17 protein-coding genes are annotated in these 25616 nt (G+C 43.4%); 11 read left to right on the top strand and 6 right to left on the bottom strand.

Annotated features, from left to right (window positions below; translation table 11 throughout):
• The first annotated feature begins 67 nt into the window (after positions 1-67).
• Positions 68-1588: an AAA family ATPase gene (locus AAFP11_RS02690; RefSeq protein ID WP_341735628.1), complete on the top strand. Its 1521-nt coding sequence runs from the start codon at positions 68-70 to the stop codon at positions 1586-1588.
• 130 nt (positions 1589-1718) lie between these two features.
• A complete protein-coding gene (locus AAFP11_RS02685; RefSeq protein WP_341733643.1) occupies positions 1719-2072 on the top strand; it encodes a DUF1257 domain-containing protein in 354 nt (117 codons plus the stop codon).
• A 315-nt stretch (positions 2073-2387) separates the two neighbouring features.
• Here AAFP11_RS02685 and AAFP11_RS02680 read toward each other — a convergent pair whose 3' ends face one another.
• From AAFP11_RS02680 to hetZ, 3 genes are all read right to left on the bottom strand, one after another.
• Complete coding sequence (locus AAFP11_RS02680) at positions 2388-4757, bottom strand: DUF3488 and DUF4129 domain-containing transglutaminase family protein (RefSeq protein ID WP_341735627.1); 2370 nt, start codon at positions 4755-4757, stop codon at positions 2388-2390.
• Between the two features lie 141 nt (positions 4758-4898).
• The gene (locus tag AAFP11_RS02675) at positions 4899-5960 is read right to left on the bottom strand and encodes a hypothetical protein (RefSeq protein ID WP_341735626.1); all 1062 of its coding nucleotides are present in this window, start codon (positions 5958-5960) and stop codon (positions 4899-4901) included.
• Entirely contained in the window at positions 5953-7134 is a 1182-nt protein-coding gene (hetZ, locus tag AAFP11_RS02670; protein ID WP_341735625.1) for a heterocyst differentiation protein HetZ, read from the bottom strand. The genes AAFP11_RS02675 and hetZ overlap by 8 nt, the downstream gene beginning before the upstream one ends.
• Positions 7135-7305: 171 nt before the next feature.
• On the opposite strand from hetZ, the gene AAFP11_RS02665 reads away from it, so the two are divergent.
• Positions 7306-7791 carry a hypothetical protein gene (locus AAFP11_RS02665; RefSeq protein ID WP_341735624.1) on the top strand — a complete coding sequence of 162 codons (486 nt, stop codon included), beginning with the start codon at positions 7306-7308 and terminating at the stop codon, positions 7789-7791.
• Positions 7792-7932: 141 nt separating this feature from the next.
• Here AAFP11_RS02665 and sds read toward each other — a convergent pair whose 3' ends face one another.
• On the bottom strand, positions 7933-8904 hold the full coding sequence (sds, locus tag AAFP11_RS02660) for a solanesyl diphosphate synthase (protein WP_341735623.1): 972 nt from the start codon (positions 8902-8904) through the stop codon (positions 7933-7935).
• A 652-nt stretch (positions 8905-9556) separates the two neighbouring features.
• On the opposite strand from sds, the gene AAFP11_RS02655 reads away from it, so the two are divergent.
• From AAFP11_RS02655 to AAFP11_RS02620, 8 genes are all read left to right on the top strand, one after another.
• Positions 9557-9715: a hypothetical protein gene (locus AAFP11_RS02655; RefSeq protein WP_341732012.1), complete on the top strand. Its 159-nt coding sequence runs from the start codon at positions 9557-9559 to the stop codon at positions 9713-9715.
• A gap of 288 nt (positions 9716-10003) precedes the next feature.
• The gene (locus AAFP11_RS02650; RefSeq protein ID WP_341735622.1) at positions 10004-12028 is read left to right on the top strand and encodes an ATP-binding protein; all 2025 of its coding nucleotides are present in this window, start codon (positions 10004-10006) and stop codon (positions 12026-12028) included.
• 59 nt (positions 12029-12087) lie between these two features.
• Positions 12088-12489, top strand: coding sequence for a response regulator (locus AAFP11_RS02645; protein ID WP_341735621.1), 402 nt, complete (start codon positions 12088-12090; stop codon positions 12487-12489).
• Positions 12486-15671, top strand: coding sequence for a PAS domain S-box protein (locus AAFP11_RS02640; protein ID WP_341735620.1), 3186 nt, complete (start codon positions 12486-12488; stop codon positions 15669-15671). Before AAFP11_RS02645 ends, AAFP11_RS02640 begins: the two co-directional genes overlap by 4 nt.
• A gap of 95 nt (positions 15672-15766) precedes the next feature.
• Positions 15767-17707 carry a response regulator gene (locus tag AAFP11_RS02635; protein WP_341735619.1) on the top strand — a complete coding sequence of 647 codons (1941 nt, stop codon included), beginning with the start codon at positions 15767-15769 and terminating at the stop codon, positions 17705-17707.
• Entirely contained in the window at positions 17708-19213 is a 1506-nt protein-coding gene (locus AAFP11_RS02630) for an ATP-binding protein (protein WP_341735618.1), read from the top strand.
• Positions 19214-19768: 555 nt separating this feature from the next.
• Entirely contained in the window at positions 19769-20224 is a 456-nt protein-coding gene (locus AAFP11_RS02625; RefSeq protein WP_341735617.1) for a response regulator, read from the top strand.
• A 186-nt stretch (positions 20225-20410) separates the two neighbouring features.
• Positions 20411-22105 (top strand): diguanylate cyclase, encoded by a 1695-nt coding sequence (locus AAFP11_RS02620; protein ID WP_341735616.1) that lies wholly within the window; start codon positions 20411-20413, stop codon positions 22103-22105.
• 34 nt (positions 22106-22139) lie between these two features.
• On the opposite strand, the gene AAFP11_RS02615 is transcribed toward AAFP11_RS02620, so the two are convergent.
• Positions 22140-24614, bottom strand: a complete 2475-nt coding sequence (locus tag AAFP11_RS02615; RefSeq protein ID WP_341735615.1) for a PAS domain S-box protein — start codon at positions 24612-24614, stop codon at positions 22140-22142.
• Positions 24615-24724: 110 nt separating this feature from the next.
• Positions 24725-25585: a PAS domain-containing protein gene (locus tag AAFP11_RS02610; protein ID WP_341735614.1), complete on the bottom strand. Its 861-nt coding sequence runs from the start codon at positions 25583-25585 to the stop codon at positions 24725-24727.
• Positions 25586-25616 lie beyond the last annotated feature (31 nt).

Genomic DNA, 25616 nt, shown 5'->3' with positions numbered 1-25616 from the left:
CAGTTTTCAGCTAATGGCAGCATTGAGATTTAGCCAAGATAGCACCGTCTCTAGTGGGTCGAGGAATATGCAAGAAGAGATCAGTATTCTAATCCAAGCTCAATATCCTCTGATCTACCTCGTGACATCCGAGGAAGAGCGGTGTGAGCAAGCAATTTGGACAATAGCTCAAGGCAAACCACAACGGCAAGTCTTTGTCTGGACTGTAACCCAGGGTATGCTAAAGTACGGTGAACCTAGGACAAACGCCCAGCAAAACACGCTCTCGCCACAGGCAGCTCTGGAATGGGTGATCCGGCAGCGAGAACCTAACAGCAACCCCAGTATCTATATTTTCAAGGATCTTCATCCTTTTAAAGATGATGCGGCTGTAACTAGGTTGTTGCGTGATGCGATCGCCAACTTCAAAGGAACACAAAAGACAATTATACTGATGTCTCCTTTGCAGCAAATTCCGATCGAGCTAGAAAAAGAAGTGGTAGTCTTAGACTTCGCCCTGCCAGACATGGCGGAACTAAACCAAGTATTGTCTAGCCAGTTGGAGCAAACCAAATCGCGACGCATTACCACAGAAGGGCGAGAAAAACTCTTGAAAGCAGCCTTGGGGTTAACCAAGGATGAAGCCGAAAAAGTTTATCGCAAAGCCCAAGTTTGCAAAGGGCGCTTGACAGAAGAGGAAGTAGACATAGTTCTTTCCGAGAAAAAGCAGCTAATTCGGCGCAACGGCATTCTAGAGTTCATCGAAGAAGACGAAACCCTGGATGCAATCGGCGGCTTAGAAGAACTCAAACGGTGGCTCAAGCAGCGTTCCAACGCTTTCACAGAGAGAGCGAGAGAATACGGTTTGCCCCAACCCAAAGGAATGCTGATTCTTGGTGTACCCGGATGCGGAAAATCGCTGATTGCCAAGACTACATCCCGCCTCTGGGGACTGCCTCTGCTGCGTCTCGATATGGGTAGAGTCTACGACGGATCGATGGTAGGTCGATCGGAAGCTAACCTCCGTAACGCCCTAAAAACCGCAGAATCCATCTCTCCAGCCATCCTCTTCATTGACGAACTAGACAAAGCCTTTGCAGGAGGCACTGGTTCGGCAGACTCAGACGGAGGCACATCCAGCCGAATTTTCGGTTCCTTCCTCACTTGGATGCAAGAAAAAACTTCCCCAGTTTTCGTCATGGCAACAGCCAACCGCATCGAGCGGTTACCGGGGGAATTCTTGAGGAAAGGGCGATTCGACGAGCTCTTCTTTGTTGACCTGCCAACGAAAGAAGAACGCCAAGATATATTCAAAATTCACCTGTCAAAGCGGCGCATGGACATCTCTCGCTTCGATTTAGAGCAACTGTCCAACGTTTCCGATGGCTTTTCAGGCGCCGAGATTGAGCAAGGGCTAGTAGCAGCCATGTACGAAGCCTTCGCTCAAGATAGAGAGTTTACGCAGTTAGATATCATCGCGGCCATTAAATCTACAATGCCACTGTCTAAAACCATGACCGAACAGGTCAGCGCCCTCCGAGATTGGGCGAGACAGCGCGCACGGCCCGCTGCGTCTTCCGTCGCTGAATACCAGCGCATGGAATTCTAAAAGCTTTCTCCTGGTCCAAACAGGAGCAAAGGCTAGCCACAGCTAGCAGTTCGATTCAAGAGCCGCCCAGCGGCACCGTTAAGTCCAGACCGTTGTTGTTTCTCTCTCAGTTCTATTAGGAGGAAATCCAATGTCTCACTTTAGCACTCTGCGTACCAAAATCACCGATGCCGAAATCCTGAAAGCTTCCCTACGCGACTTGGGTATCACAGTCAAGTCAGAAGCTGATGTTCGTGGCTACAACGGCCAACGTGTTCGCTCCGACATCGTAGCAACTCTCGAAGGCGAATATGACTTGGGTTGGTCTCGCAATAGCGACGGTTCTTTCGACTTGATTGCAGACTTGTGGGGCGTTGCCAAAAAGCACAATCAAACCGAGTTGATCAACTCGATCAACCAGAAGTACGCAGTGAACAAAACCTTGGCAGCAGTCAAGCAACGTGGTTTGCAAAACGCCAACGTTAAGCTGGTAGTTCAAAACTAATTGATCTGCGCGTTTCTAAGCTAGCGGGTTAACCTCATAGGGTTAACCCGTTTTTTCGTAATAAAAACTGAATCATATCAATTCCGGTTGTATCGGAATGATTTAACCGCGAAGGCGCGAAGGACGCGAAGGAAGAGAAGAGAGAGTTTAATAATTCCAATGAAGAGAGGATTTGATATCAGTCCTGGACGCATTGGGGGTCAAAAACCCCTGGTGGCTCAGGAACCGCGGATTCGAAACCCTGCGTGAATATTTGTGGAAAAAAACGACGATTTTTGGAAGAAACCGGGTTTTTTGAGTCCAGGACTGTTTAAGTTAAAACCAGCGCTTTTTAAGTTGTTTTAAGTGAGATTTCCTCAAATTCTCCACCAACTGCCGCAACTGGTTCAAATTACCCATTTCCCCTCCGTACTTCCAGCGCACATAAGCCTGAGAAACCTCCTCAATCACATCTGCTTCATCAGTTCCCTGATTTTGGCGCATCGCCTCAGCATACTCCAAAGGCGTTTGAGCGCGAGTTTTGGCAAATCCGCGACTAGCCAAATCCTTCAACATTTCCTGATAAACCCCCTCCACAGGCGGTAACTTACCCAGCCAACGACGGTAACGCCACTTACGCCACAGTTGCCAAATTAACCAGCCCATGAAGCCAAAGGCGATCGCAGCAATTAAGCCAGTAAACAGCCCCACCCAGCCCTTCGTCAACTGCGCCAAAAACCAGCCGACAATTAAACTAATCCAGCCAATTACAAAACCTATGACTGAATCTAACCCACTTCTCAGAGGTGTTGGTAGCCAACCCGCTACCCACTTCCAAAATGATTCCAGGGCGCTAAAAGTCTGGTTATCTTCCACCGAAGCCGGAATCAGAGGATAACCGGGAATCGGATTAAAAGCAAACCAGCCGTAATTGGGAAAATATACCTCCGTCATCAAGAAAGCATCGGTATTTTTGACAATATATAAACCCGTAAATGGGTTGAATTCCCCCGTGTCAAATCCGCCCACCATCCGCGCCGGAATTCCGATCGACCTCAGCATGATTGTCAGCACCGTCGAAAAGTGGTCTGGATATCCACCTGTTATATTTTTGCCGCCCTGGGTATTTTGATAACCAAACAGAAAACTCTCGACTAAATCTTCATTTTCTTCTAAATAAGGCAAGGCTTTTTCAATTTTATAATTCGGATTTTGCTTTAAATATTGAGCTAAATATAAAGCTTTTTCGTAGGGAGAGTCGATCGCTCTATCTGATTTAGCTACTCTAGTTCTAGCCAGCAATATTTCCTCGGTTTTGGCCCGCACCTTGGCCGCAATTTTCGGAGGCACATCTAAATAGAACTTGCGAATATTTTTCGGGTAATCAGTACCAGTTTTATCCAACAAATCCCGATCGCGATAAGGCACATTAGAAATCACCGTATAAGTCAAACCCTCAGCCAACTCCACAGGCGATCGCAATCCGCCCTCCGCATCTATCGCCACATCCGTAGTCGGAAAATAAAGCTCCTTAGCCTTGTTTAAAGCCGGAATCAAATTAGGCAACTGAGCAACAATAGTATAACTTTGAATTACTTCTTGAGTCCGGGGTGCATTCGGAAACGGATTCAGATAAAATTGATAGGACCACCTTGGTCTGTTAATCTTTTGAGCTTTTTCGTTGCGAGAAATTTCCCAGCCCTGACCGGTGTATTTGTCAAAGCCTAATACCCGCCAAAAACCCGCCGCCTGCGATCGCACCCGCATCACCACTTGAGGTGTCATTTCCCCCCGCAAATTTTGATTGATGCGCTGATTGAAACCGTAATAAAAAGTAGAGTCAACCTCTCCTGGGCCTTTGTCTGGGTTTCTCCCCCTTCCTGTGCCACTTCCTTTTTGATTTCCCCCTCTGACATACCCCGGATTCAGAATACTGCGGGAGTCAAACTCGCCCTTATATTCAATGGGAGCACTCACCGGAAAAGTCCGTAATTGATAGCCAGGGAGGCGTGGTAAAAATGCAAATATAGTCAGCCCCAATCCCACAGTTATTAGCAACAATAAACCAAAAGATTTTGGAGATAAGGTGGCTGCAAATAATGACCAGTTTTTGTTTTTTTTATCTTGATCTTCTACATTTTGCTTAGTCTTGTCTAGCTGGGAGAGTCCCAGGCGCGATCGATAATCCAAAACCAAAGTCGGGAGCGCTAAAGCTAAAAACAGTAACAGCAGTGGTCCAAAAGTCAAGGTTTGGCTGAGAGTCCCTGCTACTCCCAACAAAATCAGCCCGATTACCATCGAGTAGCCTAAATCTTTGCGGCGCGGCAAATCGAAGCTGTGCAGCACTTGAACTTGAATTAATAGTTGGGCCAAAACTAACCTTGTATCGTTCAATTCTCCTACCAAACGGCTGAAGAAGGCGAACAGGGCCACCAGCATACCAATGGCGATGCAGAATTTAGCTGCTACATTGCGATCGCGCCGGCGATACCAACTCCAAGTTGCCCCCACAATACTAACAGGCACTGCCCAAAGATTGAGATTCTCTTCCGAAGCAACATCCGTAGCCACAATTCCCACTATTACCAACAACTGAACTAGGATTCGCAGCAGTAAAGAATCCTCAGTCACCGGCGGAGGCATTGCCTCAATCTGCTCCCACAGCTTACCAAAAAAAGGTATCTTTCGCAGGTTATCAGTTGTCATTTGCACCCCTTCGATTTTCCCTGGTTTATTTGTGATTGTTTATACCGATTGATTTGGGGGCTGATTACCAAATTGCGATCGGTAAAAATCCTATTCAAAAACGCAGTTATTTATTTAATATTTGCCTTTGTAGTTGCAATTTTAGACAGCCAAAGTAGGACGAATCGCAAACATCAAAGGTCTGGCATCGAAGTTTTGGAACCGAACTTCTAGTGCATAGGTTTTGTCAGGTTGCGGGTCAAACAACTCCACACTTAAATTACCTGAATTTGGTCGCTGTGCACTTGCTTGTGCATTTTCTCCTTTAAGTTCCAAACTTCCTCCTCCGGGAAATTGACACTCAACTCTCAAAGATGTCATCGAATGTTCTGTGTCAATCCTTGACTGGTATTGGGCTTCTAGAGTGAGGGAACCCAATGCAGTCAGCCATTCTCGTGACACTGGTGACTGATTTGCCGGACAATTCAAAGTTAGAGAATCGAGAATTTCCCGCGCGGCCATCAGCGACAGTAGCATTTGTTGGTCGGCTGTTGCGGCTTCGTAATTAGGAAAATCCTCTATATCTAAAACTTCAACTCCGCGGACGGCACCTCTGAGCACTAAGCCAGCTAATTCGTTGAGTTCCTGAGATTGGTCGGGAAACAAGCTATCTACAGCCTGAACTAATTTCGATCCTTCTCGCAGCGACGACATTACCAGATTCTGACAGGGTTCTAGGAGTTGAGCAAATACCCCTTGGGCGATCGGAATTGGCAGGCGTCCCCATCTGATATTTTGGAGTTGGGGTGTCCAGAGGTGCAGGGGGGGAACCCATTGGGGGGTTACATCGTCTGGATAGTCGTGGTCGTAGCTTTGAATTTCTGTTTCCCAAGGAAACAGCGGCGGGTTGGATTCAATCGAGGCTCTTAGCCTCTGTTTTAACAAAGTCTGAAAACGATCTTGCACGGTCGGTATTTCTCCCATTGTCAGCGGTTGTGCGGTTTCATTGCTTTGGGTCCCTACTTGATACTCAAGTGGGTCTGGTTCGTCCCATTCCCAGTATTCCCTTTCGGAAGGCTCTCCTGTGTCGTCCCACTCTTGAGAGGGAAACGGCCCAGTTACTTTTTCCTCATCTTCACTCAAGGCATTCGCAGGCGCTTGCAATATCCAGTCTAAAAAATGGCGCTCGAAAGCCTCTGCATCCCTGTTCGTTTCGTTATTCATCACTAGATGCCCCTTCTCCGGAATCTGAACGATTACGCAATTCCCAGGCCAGTTCCAGCAACTTAAACCACCTTTTCTGTACCTGGGCTACCGTGCTGCCGAGGGTTTGTGCGATCGCTGAATCTGACAGACCCTGTTGCTTCAACTTTAGCAAACGCTGTCCCTCTGGGCCAATTTGCTCAGAAAAAGCTTGCCACTCAGCCGGCAGCAAACCCAAGTTTCGATCTAAGTCTGCTTCTAGCCACTGGTGAACCAGTTCCCAGCGGTGAGACATCGCAAACCGAAGCAAATGGTATTTGAAGCGCTGCTGCAAATAGTCTCTTTGGCGGGGAGTGATGCCCAGAATTGCCTCTATTTCCTGGGTTGGCAAATCTTGCAACCTCAGCACAAAATAATCTGCACATTCTTGTTGGTTGCGCTCTTTCAAGTAAGCAACTAATTCGTCAATCACGTTTTGTCGCAGAGACTCTGACTCCTCGCCGTTGGGGCGAATTCCACTAGCACCTTGTCCGGCCATCGCCTCTCGTACTGAGTGTACTGAAGAGTCGTTCCAGGTTTGGTCAGAATCTGTAGCCCCTCCGTCTGCGGCTTGTTCCATATCTACGGAGGTTTCTTTGGGCTGCTGCTGGGAAAAGGTTTGGGCCCGCAAAATAATTAGTTGCTGGCTGCGGTTCCGAGGCAAAGGAATACGCCGTTTACCAAAGCGCTCTACAAATGCCATGTACTCTGCTAATTCTAAGCGAGTGCGGGGGCTGTAGGTGGGTGGCAGTTGCGTTTCGCGCCGGAATGCTTTTAAAGCTTCGAGATAAAATCCTTGCAAGAAATCTTTGATCAGCTCAATCCGCGCCTGGTAGCTAGATTGCACCTGGGGTGGAGTGATGTAGCGATAGACGATCGCGCTGAGGGTACTGTGTAATTCTACTCGTCCTGGCCCGGAGCCTAAATTGTAATAATGGAGGCATTGTTGCAAGCGGTGCTGGGCGAGACCTAGGGCAGAACCTTCTATGTCTCCAGAGGCTTGAATCCGCTGGCTTTCTGTGCATATCCTGTTGACTTCTGCTGCGAGTCGTCCTGCTACATCCCGGCAATTCTGCTCAGACGCGCGAGTGGACTTTGTAAGTTCGTCTAACAGCAGTTGAAAGATGGTTTCCACGCTCTGGCAGATTTCCCGCATGATTGTTTACAACTAACCTTGAAATTAGCACACTCATGTGACTTTAGATAGAACACTTTAGATTTGCGAGATGCTTGCAGGTGGTTCCAGCTATCCCATAGTTTTACAATACTTGGACGCGCACCTGCTAACCTGAAATTCTGAATATCCAATCTCAAATTATAGCGACCGATGGATTTAGATCTACAGATTCGAGCACTCATCGATAAAGCTCCCCCTGACGGTTCGACACCACAAATTCTAGAGGCGATCTCCCCGGCGCTGCGATTACTTGCCCAACAGCTTGAGCATCTGGAATACTTTATTTTGCAAAACTTCGATCAAAGTTGGGCGATCGCGGTTTTGAGCAATCTCAAGCAACCTGGGCAAGAGAAGCGGGTGATTTATGCTTGGAGTAATTTGAAAGATGCTTCCCAGGCTCCGGCTGCTGCGGGCGATCGTATCTTGCCTGTGTCCATACCTGTTACTCACATTTTATTTCAGATGCTAGCTCTCGAAGGTCTTGACAGTATTGTTTTTTTTGAAACTCCGGGCAATCTGGAAGTCGGCACGGAAGTCAGTCGCGACCAAGTGCAGAACTTAATTAATGTTTACTTGCAACAGTATCGATCGACTTTACTGTCAAATTCTAGCAATCTCCCCCCGGATATCGCTTAGTTGGGCATCGGGAATTGGGCATTGGGCATTGGGCATTGCTCCCCCACTCTCCCCTCTTCCTTCTTGGTGAATTTCCCCCATCCCCCCTCCCCCATCCCCCCTTGGGAGGGGCAGGGGGGGGTGGGGGGTGACTTCTTCCTTCTAATAAAGTCGGCTCAAAACGTATTCCGCCAAATCAATCAAAGCTTGGCGAGACTCTGAATGGGGCATTGATGCCAAGTATTCGACCGCTTTCTGTGCGTGATTTGTGGCTAATTCTCGCGATCTTGCTATACCTTGAGAATCTGCCACCAGTGCTAGGGCCTGCTCTAAATCTCCTTCTTGGGCAAACTCTCGTTCTATGAGAACTTCCAAGTAAGGCTTTTCTTCCAGGGCAAATAGTGCTGGTGCTGTCAGATTACCGCTGATCAAATCGGAACCGGCGGGTTTCCCCAAAGTTTCTGTTGAAGCGGTGAAATCTAATATATCATCTACTATTTGGAATGCCAAACCAATGTTGCGACCGTAGTTGTACAAATCGTCTGCTACTTCCGCTGAAACCTCGCTCAAACAGCCCGCTGCTTTGGAGCTGTTGGCAATTAAAGAGGCTGTTTTGTAATAACTTTTTTCTAGGTACGCTTCGATCGACAAACTGGTATCAAACCCATTTAGTCCCTGTTGAATTTCTCCCTCTGCTAAATCCATAATCACTTCTGAAAGCAGTTTGACTACTGTCAGGTTGTCGAGATTTGCCAAATGCCAGGAGGATTGAGCAAACAGAAAATCTCCCGCCAATACTGCCACTCGATTGTTAAACCGACTGTGAACCGTCGGCACTCCCCGCCTCAGATCCGACTCGTCCACCACGTCGTCGTGGACTAGACTTGCCGTGTGGATCATTTCCGTGATTTCGGCGAGGCGACGGTGTTTTTCCGTGATTTCCTGATCGGGCATCGTCGCCTTGGCGACCAACAAGACTATTGCGGGTCTCACCCGTTTTCCCTTTGTGCCGAATAAGTATTCCGCAGCCGCGTACAAAATGGGATGACGGGCACCCACTAACTGTTTCAAGTTTTCTGTCAACAGTCGCAGGTCTTCTTCAACCGAGGAAAATAGGAGAGTGCTAGAGATCATGGATACGCCGACTCAAGCCGTAAAGTAACAAAATTTTACATATCATATCTTTATTTTAAGGTAATTCTCTGCGATCGGGAACAAAAATCTCTGCGATCGATAGCGATCGATCCTCTGTCATCAGCCAGAAGTTATGGGCTTGAGGGTGAGCAGCAGCAGGCTACCAGAGACGTGACCCTATTGTATCGAATTGTTAAGGACTTTGGGAAAAAATCTTTAAATGCTATAAAACCTGTGCTATACTAGATATTAAGGATTTAAACAATTCCATACATTAAGCCCAGCTAAATCAGCAGGCAGCTTTAGAGTATCTGCAAGAGGTTGTTAGAGCCAGCCTTGTTAACCCGATCCCGACCAAAAACTCTGGTAAGTATTTTATGCTCATGGGAGCAAAAAAAACACGAGTTAATGGTAGTGGATTGTATGTGTGCGGTAGCTCAAGGCAGCTAGAGTGCAACACTTTAGGCTGTTAAAGCATAAATAAAGCAGTAAATGATAGTGGACAGGGAAAAGTTTATTTTTCCCGATCGCTTTATATCAAAAAGCAGCCTTTAGAGTCAAGGCGTTGTTTTGTGTGCTGACTTAATGTAGTAGGTGTTGAACCCGTCCTCCCCCTGTTTGACCTTCTCCTCCTCGACTGGTGGCTCTAATTATGATTTACCGTGATATTCCTCTAATTATTCCCATTCTGGCCACGGGCTATGTAATGACTATTTATTTGCTGCTAATCTTGGCCGAACGCAGCGCTAAAATAACTCGACTGGGTGGGTGGCGCTTACCTGAAGCGGAATCCCGAAGCACCGTGCGCTAAGCTACAACTAAATAATTCTCAATAGTCAATTGATAACCCTGCCTCTGTACTGACATACAGAGGCAGGGTTAACATTAGATAGACTCGTGAACTACCCAACACTCATCGCGTAGGGCTGTTAGTGTGGGCTTCCCAATTCAAGGACAACAGCCACCACATTAGTAGACACGGGAGCCCATACTGTTTTGGTCTTACCAAGAGCGCTATGCAGCAGATTATAAAGCTAACATCTACTAATAAGTTTGTATTAATTTTCGCTTCCGCCTGCATCTCTACCCAGGTTTGCCCATGTCAACCTTAGTTTTTGATACCCATAACTTGCCAAAAGAGGCGATCGACCCCCCACAGCAAGCGCAGGGTCGTGACACACTCTTGAATAGGGCGGTCAGGATGATTCAGACCCCAGACAGTTGTATTTTAATCGCTCAACAGCCACAATTGCTGGCTATGTTTAGAAAAAACGATATTGTAAAAACAATTGCTAGCAAAATACCTCTTTTAGATGTGGCTATATATTTAACCAGGCTTGTGATGCAAAGTACCTTGCAGCCAACCTTAGATCCACCAAAAATGCAAGGGAAAGTCAAGGTTTTGCAGCCCATAGTTGCCGAAAAAAACCAGGAGTCGATCGCAGTGAACGAACAATTGCAAAAAGAAACGAGCCCAAGCCTAGAAATAGCAGAAGATTTACGGCTTTTAAATGAAAATTTAGAAGCACAAATTAAGCAGCGAACTTTAGAATTAATCAGTGCCAACAATCAATTGAAATCCGAAATACAAGAGCGTGCCGCCGCAGAAGCCGAAGTGCGACGTCTCAATGCCGAACTCGAACAACGAGTCCTGGAACGCACCGCTGAGCTAGCATTGAGCAACGAAAAATTGCAGCAAGAAATTAACGATCGCCAATTGCTCGAAGCAAAATTGCACTTTTCTGAAAATAAAGTCCGCGCCGTGTTTGAAGCGATGACAGACATCGTACTCGTCCTCGATAGCCAAGGGAATATAGAAGTTTTGCCGACAAATACGGCGGGGTTTGCCGAAGCAGATAGCGATATTGTCAGCCTCACCATAGAACATTTTTTTGATGACGAAAACCCCGATGATTGGTGGATGTTAATTCAACAAGTTTTAGAGACGGAGCAAACACTTAATTTCGACTACAGCTTCACAGTGGGCGATCGCGAACTGTGGTTTACAGCCTGTATTTCTATGTTTTCCAAAGATGCGGTGATTTGGGTAGCCCGCAATATTAGCGATCGCAAACTAGCGGAGTCTGTTTTATCAAAAAGAAATGAAGAACTCGCTAACACTCTTCAAGAACTCAAGCGCACCCAAAAAGAACTGGTTCAATCCGAAAAAATGGCTGCTTTGGGACAGCTAATAGCCGGAGTTGCTCACGAAATCAATTCTCCTCTGGGTGCAATTCGATCATCTGTGCAGAATATCGGCGAATTCTGGGCAGAAAATCTGGCTCAGTTACCAAAATTTTTCCAGCAACTGTCCCTAGAACGCCTGGAGGATTTCTTTGCTCTCCTAAACAGATCCAGTCAAGAACAAGATACATTATCTAGCAAAGAAAAACGTCAATTAAAAAAAGCAGTACAACGCCAGTTAGAAACCGAAGGAATTGAAAGCGCTGACAGCCTTGCCTGTACTTTATTGGATATCGGCATTGGCAGTGACATAGCACCTTTTTTAGATTTATTTAAAGCTCCTGATAACCACCAAATTTTACAAACAGCTTATCAATTTGCTACAGTACAAAAAAGCACTAAAAATATCGCGACAGCGATAGATAGGGCGGCGAAAATAGTCTTTGCTTTAAAAAGCTACGCTCGCTATGACCAATCGGGGACCAAGGTCATCGCTAAGATCACCGACGGTATAGAAACTGTATTGACCCTTTACCATTATCAAATCAAACACGGAGTAGAAGTAATTAGAAACTATGATACTAATTTACCTTCTGTGTTATGCTATCCTGATGAACTAAATCAAGTCTGGACAAATTTAGTTCACAATGCTTTACAAGCGATGGATAATAAAGGAGTGTTAAAAATTGATGTCAAGTACCGAAAAAATGCAGTCTCAGTTAGCATTACCGACAGTGGTAAAGGCATTCCCCCAGAAATCATGCCCCGAATTTTCGAGCCTTTCTTCACCACTAAACCACCTGGAGAAGGTAGTGGCTTGGGATTGGATATAGTTCTGAAAATTATTGACAAACATGAAGGTAAACTGCAAGTAGAAAGTGTACCTGGTAAAACGACATTTAGTGTATCCTTACCAGTGCCAACCACCGACGGTAATTAAGGAGAAAAAATTTTATGGGCAAATCCACAATTTTCATAAAATCACAGGGATAAAAGTTTATGAGAAAACCAGTAATTTTGTGTGTTGACGATGAAACAGTTGTTTTAAACAGTTTAAAAATCCAATTAAAAAAAGAATTTGGGGATACTTACCTTTATGAAATAGCAGAAAATGCCGATGAAGCTATGGAAATTATTCAGGAAATTGAAGAAGAAGCCGAAGCCAGTCATATTTTGGTAATCGTATCTGACTGGTTAATGCCCGGTATTAAAGGAGATGAATTTTTGATAGATGTCCACAAAAAATATCCGAACATTGTGAAAGTCATCTTGACGGGTCAAGCCGATGCCTTAGCCATAGAACGGGTAAAAAAACAAGCAAATTTGCACCGATGTTTATATAAACCCTGGGATGGCAAAGAATTAGTAGAAACAATAAAATCTGGTTTAGCAAAAGCATGAACAACAAACCTGTGATTATTTGTGTCGATGACGAACCTATAATCCTTGAAAGTTTAAAGATTGAGTTAAAAAAAGCCCTCGGAGAAGAACATTTATTAGAAACTGCTGAAGGTGGCGAAGACGCTTTGGAATTGGCCGAGGAACTGCTTGCAGAGGGAAGTGAAATTGTGGCGGTGATTTCCGACTATTTGATGCCTAATATCAAAGGGGACGAGTTACTAAAACAGATTCACCGCATTTCACCAAAAACTATCAAAATTATGCTGACAGGACAAGCAGACCTGGAAGCAGTAGCGAATACTATTAAACACGCCAAATTGTACCGCTACATAGCGAAACCTTGGCAGTCAGAAGACTTGAAGTTGACCGTAAAAGAAGCGATTAATAGCTATTTTATGGAAAAACAATTAGCGGAACAAAACACTAAACTACAAAAATTAAATCAAGAATTAGAAAGTTTAGTAGAAGAACGGACTGCACAATTGCGTTTTTCGGAAGAAAAGTTTGCTAAAGCTTTTCGTTCTTCTCCTAATCCAATTACGATTACCAGACTTAAAGATGGCAGCCACCTGGAAATCAATGATGCTTTTTGCCAAACCATAGGTTATTCGCCAGCCGAAATAATTGGTAGAACTGCTCTTGACTTGAATATTTGGGTCAGCCAAGAAGCTAGAAACAACTTATTTTTAATCTTAAAAGAAAAAGAAATAGTACGTAATTATGAGTTGAATTTTAGAACTAAAAACGGCGAAATAAGGACGGCTTTATTGTCAGCAGAAATCATTGAAATTAATAATGAAACCTGCGTAATTTCTGTCAGTCAGGATATTAGCGATCGCAAATTAGCAGAAGAAAAACTCCGAGCTTTAGCTACTTCTCTCGCCGCAGCCCAAAGACTGGCCCACGTCGGCAATTGGGAATGGGATTTGTCCACAAACACAACTATTTGGTCCGAAGAATTATCCCGCATTTTTGGTCTGGATTCAAGCCAGCCAGCACCCACAGTAGCTGAGTTTGCTCAATACGTTCATCCAGACGATCTAGAAAAGTGGCAAAGCAGCATCAATGCTGCGATGACTACTGGGGAACCATACACGTTGGAATATCGAATTTTGCAGCCGGAATCAATAATTACCGATGGTAATTTACCTTCCCAAACCAATCAAGGAAGCTTTATTCGCTACATCGAAGCCAGAGGAGAACCAGTGGTAAACCCGCAAGGAGAAGTGACAAATATCTTCACAACATTGATGGATATTACTCTGCGCAAGTTGGCAGAAATTGCCCTGGTTGAAAGTGAAGAAAAATATCGGCACTTAGTCGAAACTTCGCAAGATATCATTTGGTCTTGCGATGCGACAGGACACCTTACTTTTGTCAACCAAGCAGTAAAACAGATTTATGGTTATGAACCTGAAGAAATGATTGGTTGTTCTTTTAGCGATTTTTTTGCACCGGAATCAACAGCTCCCGATTTGGAACTTCAGCAGTATTTATTGACTGGTAATTCAGTATTTCAGTATGAAAGTATTGTATTAGGTAAAGATGGCAGAATAATTGATATAAATACCAAGGCGATCGCCCATTTAAACTCCGAAGGAAATGTCATGGGTGCGACAGGTACTGCCAGTGATATTACGGAAAGAAAACAAGCAGAAATCACTTTGCGACAAGCAAAAGAAGAAGCGGACAGAGCCAACAAAGCCAAAAGTGAGTTTCTCTCGAATATGAGTCATGAATTGCGTACTCCTCTCAACGCGATTCTGGGTTTCAGTCAACTGCTATCTCGCGACACAGGCTTGGGTGAAGAGCAAAAGCAATACTTAGGTATTATCATCCGCAGTGCGGAACATTTGCTGATTTTAATTAATAATATTTTGCAAATGTCAAAAATTGAAGTGGGGCTGGTGACACTTAACAACAGCACTTTCGATCTGCAAAAAATGCTAACTAATACAGAAGAAATGCTGAAAATTCAAGCACAAAAAAAAGGATTGCAGTTGATTTTTGATGGTGCGCCAACTTTGCCTAAGTATATAGAAACAGACGAAAGTAAATTGCGCCAAGTTTTGATTAATATTATTGGTAATGCCCTCAAGTTTACCTCGGAGGGTGGGGTGAATTTAAGGATTAAACATGAAATATTAAACAGCGAGTATACACTTACTAATTCACCACAGATTAATGATTGCTGTTTGCTATTTGAAGTAGAGGACACGGGACCGGGAATTTCTCCTGAAGAAATGGATAGTTTATTTAAACCTTTTGCACAAACTGAAAGCGGGAGAAAAGCTCAAGAAGGAACTGGTTTGGGCTTGCCAATCAGCAAACAGTTTGTGAATTTAATGGGAGGGGAAATGAGTGTGGTGAGCACTGTGGGTGAGGGCAGCATTTTTAAGTTTGATATTAAAGTTTCTCTCCCTGATACAGTGGAAATTCAGATAACCCAAACAGCTCGTCGTGTCGTCGGTATTGAGCCGGGACAGCCGGAATACCGAATTTTGGCTGTTGACGATCGCCTGGAAAGTCGCTTGTTGCTAGTGAGAATGCTCTCATCCTTGGGTTTTGTGGTTCGTGAAGCGGAAAATGGCGTTCAGGCGATCGAGGTTTGGTCGAGTTGGGAACCTCATCTGATTTGGATGGATATGCGGATGCCCGTGATGGATGGTTATGAAGCTACGAAACGGATCAAAGCGCATTTGAAAGGTCAAGCCACCGTAATTATTGCTTTGACGGCTAGTGCTTTTGATGAGGAGCGATCGGTGATTTTGTCTGTGGGTTGCGATGATTTTGTCGCGAAGCCTTTTCGAGAGCAGGTGATTCTGGAAAAGATGGCAAAATATCTGGGAGTCCGCTATGTTTACGATCGCGAACTTGCGGGTAATTCTGACGGTAGTCACTTTGCTGGGGGTTTGTTTAGTGGCGAAATGGGTGAAAATGAAAATATGGGAACAGCGGATTTACCTTTTACGCTGAGTGCTTCGTCCTTTGAAGTGATGCCTGGTGAATGGATTGATAAATTGTATGAGGCGGCGGAAGAAGTGGACAATGATTGGATTTTCCGGTTAATTTTGGCGATTCCTCCTATTCATGCTAATTTCGGCAGCGCGATCGCAGAACTGGCTAATAACTTCCGGTGCGATCGGATTATTGATTTAATTGAAGAATTGAGAAATTATTAAAATTAGAAATATGCCAGAATAATTACAGCTTGTGCTATGATATCCAATTGATAACTTTTTTATACTGGCAATTACATAACAAAAATCAACAATCGATGACTCAAAATATTACCAAAGAGAATAGAGGCAACATATTAATTGTTGACGACACTCCAGAAAATTTGCACGTTTTATCAGCCACACTGTTAGATCGCGGATATAAAGTTCGGGGCGTAATCAATGGTAAAATGGCAATTAGAGCTGCCAAATCTGGTTCTCCCGATCTAATTTTACTCGATATCAAAATGCCGGAGATGAACGGCTACGAAGTCTGTGCCAAACTCAAAGCCGATGGGGAAACAGCAGAAATTCCTGTGATTTTTATTAGCGCTTTAGATGAAGTTTTAGATAAAGTAAAAGCCTTTCAAATTGGTGGGGTGGATTACATCACCAAACCATTTCAGGTAGAAGAAGTTTTAGCAAGAGTTGAACACCAACTGACTATAAAAAGATTACAAAAAGAACTAATCGCTCGCAATAATCAACTGCAAAAAGAAATAGTTGAACGCAAAAAAGCCGAAGAACAAGCAGCCGCAGCTTCTCAAGCAAAAAGTCAATTTGTTGCCAATATGAGCCACGAATTAAGGACTCCCCTGAATGCGATTCTGGGTTTTAGTCAAGTAATGAGTCGTGATTCTTTACTGAGTAATGAAAATATCGAAAATCTCAGAATCATTAACCGTAGCGGTCAACATTTGCTGGAATTAATTAATGATGTTTTAGACTTGTCAAAAATTGAAGCTGGGATAGTTGCCTTAGATGAAAGTAGTTTTGATTTGTATCAACTCTTAGACACTTTGGAAGAGATGTTTCAAATCAAAGCGGAAACTAAAAATTTGCACCTCAAATTTTCCGTGCAATCCCAGGTTCCCCAATATATTAAAACCGATGAAAAAAAACTGCGCGTCTGCTTAATTAATCTGCTGGGAAATTCCATAAAATTTACTGAAAACGGTGGTGAAATTTTGCTAAGAGTGGGTCTGGAAACAGTTCCATTCCAGTCAGAAGAAACAGAAATTGATTCTAACTCGATTTCCAACGAACGATGTGTAATATTTTTTGAGGTTCAAGACACTGGAGTTGGCATAGCAGCCGAAGAAATGGATACTTTATTTAATGCTTTTGTGCAAACAGAAGCTGGCAAAAAAGCTGCTGACGGCACGGGTTTGGGGTTAAATATTACCAAAAAATACGTGGAAATTATGGGAGGTAATATTGAAGTAAGTAGTATTTTAGGTGAGGGAACTACTTTTAAATTTAATATTAAACTCTGTGCGGTGGCTCCCTCGGAAGTAAATATCACGAGATTGCAACGGGTGCTGGGGCTAGAACCAGAGCAGCGAATTTATCGAATTTTAGCAGTGGATGATAATACTGAAAATCGACTGCTGCTAATTAAAATGCTCGCACCCATTGGCTTTGAAGTCAGAGAAGCTGAAAATGGTAGACAAGCAATTGAAATCTGGGAAAATTGGCAGCCGGATTTAATCTGGCTGGATACGCGAATGCCAGTAATGAATGGTTTTGAAACTGTGGCAGAAATTAGAGCTAGGGAGACAAATACTCGATCGCATACTGTAGTTATTGCTCTGACTGCTAGCATTTTTGAGGAAAGAAGAGGCGAAATTATCGCAGCAGGCTGCGACGATTTTGTGCGTAAACCTTTTCAAGAACAAATCATTTTTGACAAGATTGCTCACTATTTGGGAGTGCGCTATATTTATCAAGAGTTGTCTGTACCTTTTGGGGTGGGAGGGAGGCGTTATTTGAACGGCGAAAAACCCGATTCATTTTTTTTACCACTGTTGGCAGAGATGCCTAAAAGTTGGTTAGAGGAACTGGACGAAGCTGCTAATGATGTTAATGAAGAGTTGGTGATTCAAGTTGTCGATCGCATTTCCGAAAGTCATCCAACTTTAGCTAATGCTTTAAAAGATTTACTTGAGGATTACCGACTTGACAGAATAGTGAATTTAACTCAATCAATTTTAGAATAAATGGATAATAGCGGAATTAAAATATTGATGGTTGACGATCAACCGATTAATCTGCGTTTTTTATCTAATTTACTAAGCTCTCATGGCTATCAAGTTTACAGAGCTATTTCTGGACAACTAGCTTTGAATGCTGCCATCGCCTATGCTCCTGATTTGATTTTGTTGGATATCCGAATGCCAGAAATGGACGGATATGAAGTCTGTGAGAGGCTAAAAAAAATACCAGAAACAGCGCAGATTCCGGTGATTTTTTTAAGCGTGTTAGATGATATTAACGATAAAATAGAAGCTTTTCGAGTGGGCGGATTAGACTACATTACTAAACCTTTTCAAGTGGAAGAAATTTTAGCAAGAATCGAAAAGCAAATTGATTTACAAAAACTGCAACAGCAATTAAAAAAGCAAAATGTTCAACTGCAACAGTCGCAATTATTGCTAGCAAGCGTCTTGAATAGTTCCCTAGACGGTGTGGTAGCTTTTTCTGCTGTTCGCAACAGTCAGGGAAATATTGTTGATTTCAAATGGATTTTGCTGAACCGGGCTGCGGAAAAAATGCTGAGTATGGTGTCTCAGGATTTAATAGGAAAGTATTTGTTAGAAGAAATTCCTCAAGTCTGCAAAAATGGTCTATTTGATGTCTACGTTTCTGTGGTAGAAACAGGAGAAACTTTAGAGCGAGAATTTTATTACGAACACAATCGCAAATTCAGTGCTTGGCTGCACATTGTCGCTGTCAAATTAAATGACGGTTTGGCTGTCACATTTCGGGATATTAGCGAACGCAAACAAGCAGAAATTTCTCTCACTCGCTATGCTCAAGAATTAAGTCGATCTAATGCAGAATTACAACAGTTTGCTTATATTGCTTCCCATGATTTGCAAGCACCTTTGGGAACGATTTCGGGTTACGCTAAATTATTAGAAAGGCGCTGTCAAGACCAATTTGATTCTCAAACTTATAAATTTATTAGTAATATAATTAGTTCTTGTACAAGGATGCAAAACTTGATTGATGATTTACTGGAATATTCACGAATTGGCAGAAGCCAGAAACCTTTTGGGTTGACTGATTGCAATTTAGTTTTTGAGGATGCTTGTGCTAATTTACAGTGGGCTATTCGTAAGAATCAAGCTATTGTTAGTAGGGCGGATTTGCCGATGGTTGTGGCTGATAGTTGTCAATTAGTGCAACTATTTCAGAATTTAATTGGCAATGCTATTAAGTACCGGGGGGGCGATCGACCGATGGTTCACGTAAGTGTTTCCCGACAGGGGGATAACTGGCTGTTTTCTGTAGAGGACAACGGTATTGGTATTGCAGAACAGTATCAGGAGAGTATTTTTCAGATTTTTCAGCGCTTGCATACTCAAAAAAACTATTCGGGAACGGGTATTGGTTTGGCGATTTGTAAAAAAATTGTCGATCGCCACGGCGGTCGCATTTGGGTGCAATCAGTACCCAATCGAGGAGCGATTTTTTATTTTTGTCTTCCTGTAGGGGAGTGAAGGTAGAAGTTATAAGCTATAAGCTATAAGCTGCTGCGGTTTGGCTCCCCTTAAAAATCCGGATGGAGGAAGCAACAGAAAGGAAATAGTAATTTATTTAGTGATTTTGGGGGATTATTTATATTTACTTTACAGAATTGCGATCAAAATGTAGCATATTTACTGATGACAAAAAACAAATAAAGAGTTCATAATCAATTTATTAACTCAAATCTTGTAAAAGTTAAACATCAGCGGTGCACGGCATAATTTTCAATTTATTTCAACTGTATCGAGAGTATCTGACTTTCCCCTACAGTAATTTAGAGTATATTTCGGAGGCAAGCCTTGGCGATAGTTCTAGTTGTGTGGGTTGTGCATTTTTTAAAGAAATGCTAAGTGAAACAAGCATTAATGACAAAGGTTTGCCTGCAAGGCAAACAAAAGAATTTTTGCTACACACACTCAGCCTGGTTGGTCAAACCAGCAAAATTAGGACAACAGATATTGGCATATCCTCGGATATTTGTGCAATTTATACCAGGTCACAGCATTCGTTGGTAGTGAGTCAAAGCAGTGAATAATCAAAACAAAACATTCACTATTTTAATGGCTAATGATGACGAAGATACCCGCTTTTTCGTGCAGGAATCACTCCGAGAGATTCCCATAGCAATTAGAATCGAATTTGTGGAAAATGGGGAACAAGTGCTAGACTATTTGTACTGTCGCGACTCCTATGCCGAGGCTAGCAATTGGCGCTTCCCCGACCTGATACTTTTAGATCTGAATATGCCGAGGCTTGACGGGCCAGAAGCACTAACTTTGATTAGATCGGACCCCGACTTGCAACATCTCCCGGTCGTGATACTGACTACATCGCAAAGCAGCGGAGATATTTTGCTTTGTTACCGCTTGGGTGCGAATTCTTTCATATCCAAACCAGTGACTTTTGAAGGATTGGTTGAAGTAATGAAGACTTTGTGTCAGTATTGGTTTGAAATCGTTTCGCTCCCGTCGGAGGCTCTATAAGCTAAGTTGTAGGGGTAAGGATTCGGGGAATTAATCTCTGAGTAAAGCCCAAAGTTTTCTGCCCCCATCCAATTTTCCCTAGGGGAGGTTTCCAAAAATGAGATGGTTTCTATTGCTAGTGGCTATGTCGGTTATTAGTTAGAATTTCTAAATAGTTGTTGTCAACCCGCTCGAATTGCTATAGTTGTGTTAACGTCTAACCACTCGATAAAAGTTTTGTTGGTGGAGGATAACCTCGCAGATGCGACTCTGATTGAAGACCTTTTAGGGTCATTCAGTGACGCTACATTTCTTCTTGAAATTGTTAAGTCTATGGAGCAGGGAATACAATGTCTGCAAACAGCAGAGTTTGATGCCATACTATTAGATTTGTCCGTGGAAGATTGTTTGGAGGGAAGCGATCCGATCGCGATGCTGAAAGCCCGATCGCCCACAGTGCCAATTGTGGTACTAACAGATATGAATGATGAACATACGGCACTGTCAGTATTGCGATCGGGCGCTCAAGATTGTTTGGTGAAGGGCAGATTTCATAGAACTCTTCTGGTGCGGGCAATCCACTATGCGATCGAACGGCAACGCATAGAGGAACAATTGCGACAACAAGCCCAAAGAGAGCGACTTTTGGCTAAAATGATCGAAAATATTCGATCGTCCATCGACGTTACAAGTATTCTCCACAGTACCGTGGCAGAAGTACGTCAATTTCTGAAAACAGACCGGGTTTTAATTTATCGCTGTCACAATTCTGGGACACAACTCGACAGCGAAGAGCAAAAATGTGAGATTGTCGCAGGTGACGGATTGCCACAAGGTTATATTGAAAACCAAAATATTTGTTCTGCTTTGGCGGTATCCTGTCTTTTTTTGGCGGAGTCTCAGTCGGTACAAGCAATATCTGATGTGAGTGGGACGGAATTGACGGGTAGTTGTAAAAAATTGCTGACTGATTGTGAAATTGCAGCAGTTTTAAGCGTTCCAATTTGGCAATTTGAAGACAAGGAAGCGACAAAGAAAATATCTTCAGGCTCTAGGGGGGAAGAAGAACAAGAGGAGGATTATCCCGAAGATTTAATGACGCTGCTGTGTGGTGGGACACCGCAGAGAATGCTCAAAAATGAATCTGAGTCGGGTACAGAAAATAAAAATTATTTGTGGGGAATCCTGACAGCATATAATTGTACTGGAGCTAGGCAGTGGCAGGCATGGGAAATAGAATTTTTAACACATTTGGCAAATCAAGTGGCGATCGCGATCGAACAATCTGAACTTTACTGCAAGTTAGCAATTGCCAACCAAAAATTGCAGCAACTAGCAACTACAGACGCACTGACACGGATTGCTAACCGCCGCCAGTTCGATCGCATTTTGATGTTGGAGTGGCGTAGGCTAGCAAGAGAGGAATTGCCACTGTCTTTAATCCTGCTTGACATCGACTTTTTTAAATCTTACAACGACTTTTACGGGCATCTTGCCGGCGACGACTGCTTGTATCAAGTGGCTGGGGCGATCGCCTCTGCTGTCAAGCGGGCTGGAGATTTGCCAGCCCGTTATGGTGGCGAAGAATTTGCCGTACTACTACCCAACACTGGAGCCGAAGGAGCCCACGTTGTCGCCCGGACAATTTGCGATTGCCTCGATGCGCTAAAACTCCCCCACGCGCGATCGGAAATCGATCCCTACGTTACCCTCAGTTGTGGGATTGCTACCACGATTCCTGCTCCCGATCGCTCTCCCGACAGCCTAATTCACAGTGCTGACAGTGCTCTCTATCAAGCTAAAACTGAAGGCAAAAACCGCATTTGTCACGCCAGCAGCAACCCTCACTCCTCGGCTAACAAACCCCCAGATTTATCCCTAGAGTCCGTTTCTTCAATCTGAAATCTCAAATCCCTTGACTGTCTAAAATCTGAAATCACAAATCTAAAATCCCTTGACGAATCGGTATTTCGATCGCAAATTCTGTCCCCACCCCTAACTGAGAATTACACTCCAAAGTTCCGTGATGTTTTTCAACTACGATTTCATAACTAATAGCCAATCCCAATCCCGTACCTTTTCCCACAGGTTTCGTAGTAAAAAAAGGATCGAACAACCGTTGCTTTACTGATTCGGGAATGCCAGTACCGCTATCTGTAAACGTAATTCTCACCCGCTCCTCCTCCACAACTTCTGTGTGAATCTTAATTGTATAAACAGAGGATTGAGCATCAGCCGATTCCAGTTCTTTAGCCTTTTCTTCCAAAGCATCGATCGCATTGCTCAACAAGTTCATAAACACCTGATTTAATTGACCAGAGTAACATTCAACCAAGGGTAAATTGCCGTACTCTTTAATTAGCGAAATAGTAGCTTGTTCCCGTTTTTGCTTCAAACGGTGAGCCAAAATCATCAAAGTGCTGTCAATGCCTGCATGAATATTAACCGCCTTAAATTCTGCTTCGTCAAGGCGAGAAAAAGTCCGTAAAGATTTAACAATTTCCTGAATTCTCTCGGCTCCAACTTCCATGGAATCCAACAGCTTCGGCAAATCTTCACGGATAAAATCTAATTCGCATTCTTCAAGTTCTGCCTCAATTTCTGCCGTAGGTTTAGGGTAAGCTACACGGTAAAGTTCCAGAATTTTTAGCAAATCCTTGGTATAATCTTTGGCATAGGTAATATTACCAAAAATAAAACTGACAGGATTATTGATTTCGTGGGCGACTCCAGCAACCAATTGACCCAAGGAAGACATTTTTTCACTTTGGACGAGCTGTGCTTGGGTATTACCGAGAGTGTTAAAAGCTAATTCTAATTCCACTGCTTGTTCTCTGAGTCTAGCTTCGGATTCTCGCAGTGCCATTTCTGCTGCTGTGCGCTCGGTAACATCGACACCAATTCCCCAAAAATCCCAGCCTGGAACCGAAAATTCAGCGGAAATATTAGACCAAGCAATTGTTTTTACATTCCCGTCAGCAGCCTGTATTTCTAGTTCTAAATCTCGAAAATTATGTTCTAGTTTGACAATTTCTTTAAACACTTTTTGACGGTATTGAAAATCAGGTATTAGTAGTTGTATCGCTTGCTGATTGGCGACCATTTCTGATGTACTGTAACCCAAAACTTGTTCGCATTCTCGGTTCCAGACTATGATATTGCGTTCGGCATCAACAGCGCTGAGCATGACTGGCATATTTTCGAGAATTAAGCGTAGCCTTGCTTCACTTTCCCTGAGAGCTTCTTCAACTCGCGCCCTCTCCGTGATGTCCACAGAAACAGCAATTAATCCTGGAATTTCTCCTTTTTCATCGAAGATTGGGGTGCCACGAGTTTCGTAAATGTGACCAGAGAATTCGGCAGACCAAATTTTTTCTTCGCCAGCCAAAACCAAATTAATATTTTCGATAATTTGGGGGTACTTTTCGTACAGTCCGTAAACCGATAAGCCAACTACTTGTGCTGGAACTAATCCTAAAGGTTCTAACCCTTTTCCTTCCGAAAGTGTAAAGATGCCTCGGCGGTCAATGCAAGACAAAATTATGGGTGCATTGTTGACAACGGCACGGAGGCGTTTTTGACTCATTTGCAGGGCTAATTCTGCTTGTTTGCGATCGGTAATATCGAGGGCTGCTCCGAATAATTTGATGACTTCCCCTTGATGGTTTTGGACAATTTGTCCCCAACCGATTAGATATCTCATTTCTCCGTTTAAACGGTAAATGCGGTGGTCAATTTCGTAGGGTTGGCGGTGGGCGATGGCGTCGTTTATAGTTTGTTGAAAGCGTTCTCTATCGTTAGGATGAATTTGTTGCACCAGTTCTGGATAACTTGGTGTTGGTGCGTTTATTTCTAGATCGTAAATTCTTTTTAATTCATCAGACCAAGTAACTTCGCCAGTAGTGAGGTCGAATTCCCAGTTGCCGATATGGGCAACTTTTTGAGTTTCTTCTAATTTTTGCTGGTATTCTAAGAGTTCGTTAGTGGCTTTTTTACGTCCGCTAATATCCGTCGCCGTACCTATAAATCCTTGAAATTTACCTGCTGGTGTCAATTTAGGAACTACTGTTTCTTCAATCCACCGATATTCGCCGTCGGCTCTTTTTAGGCGGTATTCTCTCTGGAATTTGCTAGGGGAATTCCCAGCAGTTGCATATATTTGTTCCCAGCTATCTAAATCTTCGGGGTGGATGTTTTGCGTCCATCCGCGGGCTGAAATTTGTTCCTGACTAAGCCCTGTAAATTCTGTCCACTGAGAATTAAAGTAATGACAATTGCTATCTGCATCTGCTATCCACAGCATGGTTGGTACTAGATCTGCCCACTCGCGCCAAGAATTTTCGCCGACATCTGAAAAATTGGCGATCGGGGCTTGTTTGGGTAATTTAGCTTCCCTGGGAGAACCAGTCATAACTTGACAAGGGGTAAGTTGACATTTGCTGTTTTTATTGTGACACTGAGATGCAATTTCATGTAAAAAATTATCGGCTTTTCATAACCAATATATCAATCCAAATTCCTCTAGGTTAAATTTTGCTGGACTGGAATCTCAACCAAAAACTCCGAACCCTCTCCCACCGTGGAACTACAGCTCAATTTGCCACCATGTCGATCGACTATAATTGAATGAGAAAAAGTATACCTACGAGCTGGTCCTAAATTGCAGTGAATAAAGCTGATAGGATTATTTATTTCATGAGCTACACCAGCAACTAACTGCCCCAAACTTACCATTTTTTCATTTTGCACAAGCTGAGATTGAGTTGTTTTGAGCTGCTTAATTGCTGTTTCTAATTCTAGGGCTTTGGAACGTTCTCGCGCTTCCGATTCCTGCAAAGCAAACTCTGCTTGTTTGCGATCGCTAATATCTTGATGAGTGCCGTTCATCCGCAGTGGTGCGCCCCATTCGTCGTATTCTACTACCTTACCCAAAGCCATAATCCATTGCCAATTTCCCGATTTATTTAGCATCCTAAATTCAATTTTATAAATATCATTTTCCCCTTCAAAATATGAATTTAAAGCTGCCATCACCTTGACTTTATCTTCGGGATGTAGCAAATCTTCCCAATATTTAACATTATTTTCAATTTCATTTTCTTCATAACCAATCATATCGTTTCCGGCTGCATCGGAATGATTTAACCTTACTAGAACGCAGAGAACACAGAGGGAGATAAGAGAGATGAATAATTCCGATGTTACCGGATTTGATATCATTGCTTTCCACTGCGAGTCAAAATAAGTAGCGCCTGTAGCAATATTCCAATCCCACAGCCCCAGGGAGCTGCCAAACACTGCTAATTGCAATCTTTCTTGACTAAGTTTCAAGGCGGATTCTGTACGTTTTAGTTCTGTGAGATCGGCAATAATTGCCATCATTCCTATGGGTTGATTACTGCTTCCTTCCCCC

Source organism: Microcoleus sp. CAWBG640 (genome assembly GCF_020883015.1).
Classification (GTDB): Bacteria; Cyanobacteriota; Cyanobacteriia; order Cyanobacteriales; family Microcoleaceae; genus Microcoleus; species Microcoleus anatoxicus.
This window is presented reverse-complemented; position numbering and strand designations above follow the sequence as displayed.

Bases quoted from the DNA above. Each gene is read 5' to 3' on its own strand.
- AAFP11_RS02650 (WP_341735622.1), top strand. From the start codon at position 10,004: ATGTCAACCTTAGTTTTTGATACCCATAACTTGCCAAAAGAGGCGATC.
- sds (WP_341735623.1), bottom strand. From the start codon at position 8,904: ATGATCTCTAGCACTCTCCTATTTTCCTCGGTTGAAGAAGACCTGCGA.
- AAFP11_RS02680 (WP_341735627.1), bottom strand. From the start codon at position 4,757: ATGACAACTGATAACCTGCGAAAGATACCTTTTTTTGGTAAGCTGTGG.
- AAFP11_RS02675 (WP_341735626.1), bottom strand. From the start codon at position 5,960: ATGAATAACGAAACGAACAGGGATGCAGAGGCTTTCGAGCGCCATTTT.
- AAFP11_RS02655 (WP_341732012.1), top strand. From the start codon at position 9,557: ATGATTTACCGTGATATTCCTCTAATTATTCCCATTCTGGCCACGGGC.
- AAFP11_RS02640 (WP_341735620.1), top strand. From the start codon at position 12,486: ATGAACAACAAACCTGTGATTATTTGTGTCGATGACGAACCTATAATC.
- AAFP11_RS02635 (WP_341735619.1), top strand. From the start codon at position 15,767: ATGACTCAAAATATTACCAAAGAGAATAGAGGCAACATATTAATTGTT.
- AAFP11_RS02615 (WP_341735615.1), bottom strand. From the start codon at position 24,614: ATGACTGGTTCTCCCAGGGAAGCTAAATTACCCAAACAAGCCCCGATC.
- AAFP11_RS02685 (WP_341733643.1), top strand. From the start codon at position 1,719: ATGTCTCACTTTAGCACTCTGCGTACCAAAATCACCGATGCCGAAATC.
- AAFP11_RS02665 (WP_341735624.1), top strand. From the start codon at position 7,306: ATGGATTTAGATCTACAGATTCGAGCACTCATCGATAAAGCTCCCCCT.
- AAFP11_RS02690 (WP_341735628.1), top strand. From the start codon at position 68: ATGCAAGAAGAGATCAGTATTCTAATCCAAGCTCAATATCCTCTGATC.
- AAFP11_RS02645 (WP_341735621.1), top strand. From the start codon at position 12,088: ATGAGAAAACCAGTAATTTTGTGTGTTGACGATGAAACAGTTGTTTTA.
- AAFP11_RS02610 (WP_341735614.1), bottom strand. From the start codon at position 25,585: ATGATGGCAATTATTGCCGATCTCACAGAACTAAAACGTACAGAATCC.
- AAFP11_RS02630 (WP_341735618.1), top strand. From the start codon at position 17,708: ATGGATAATAGCGGAATTAAAATATTGATGGTTGACGATCAACCGATT.
- hetZ (WP_341735625.1), bottom strand. From the start codon at position 7,134: ATGCGGGAAATCTGCCAGAGCGTGGAAACCATCTTTCAACTGCTGTTA.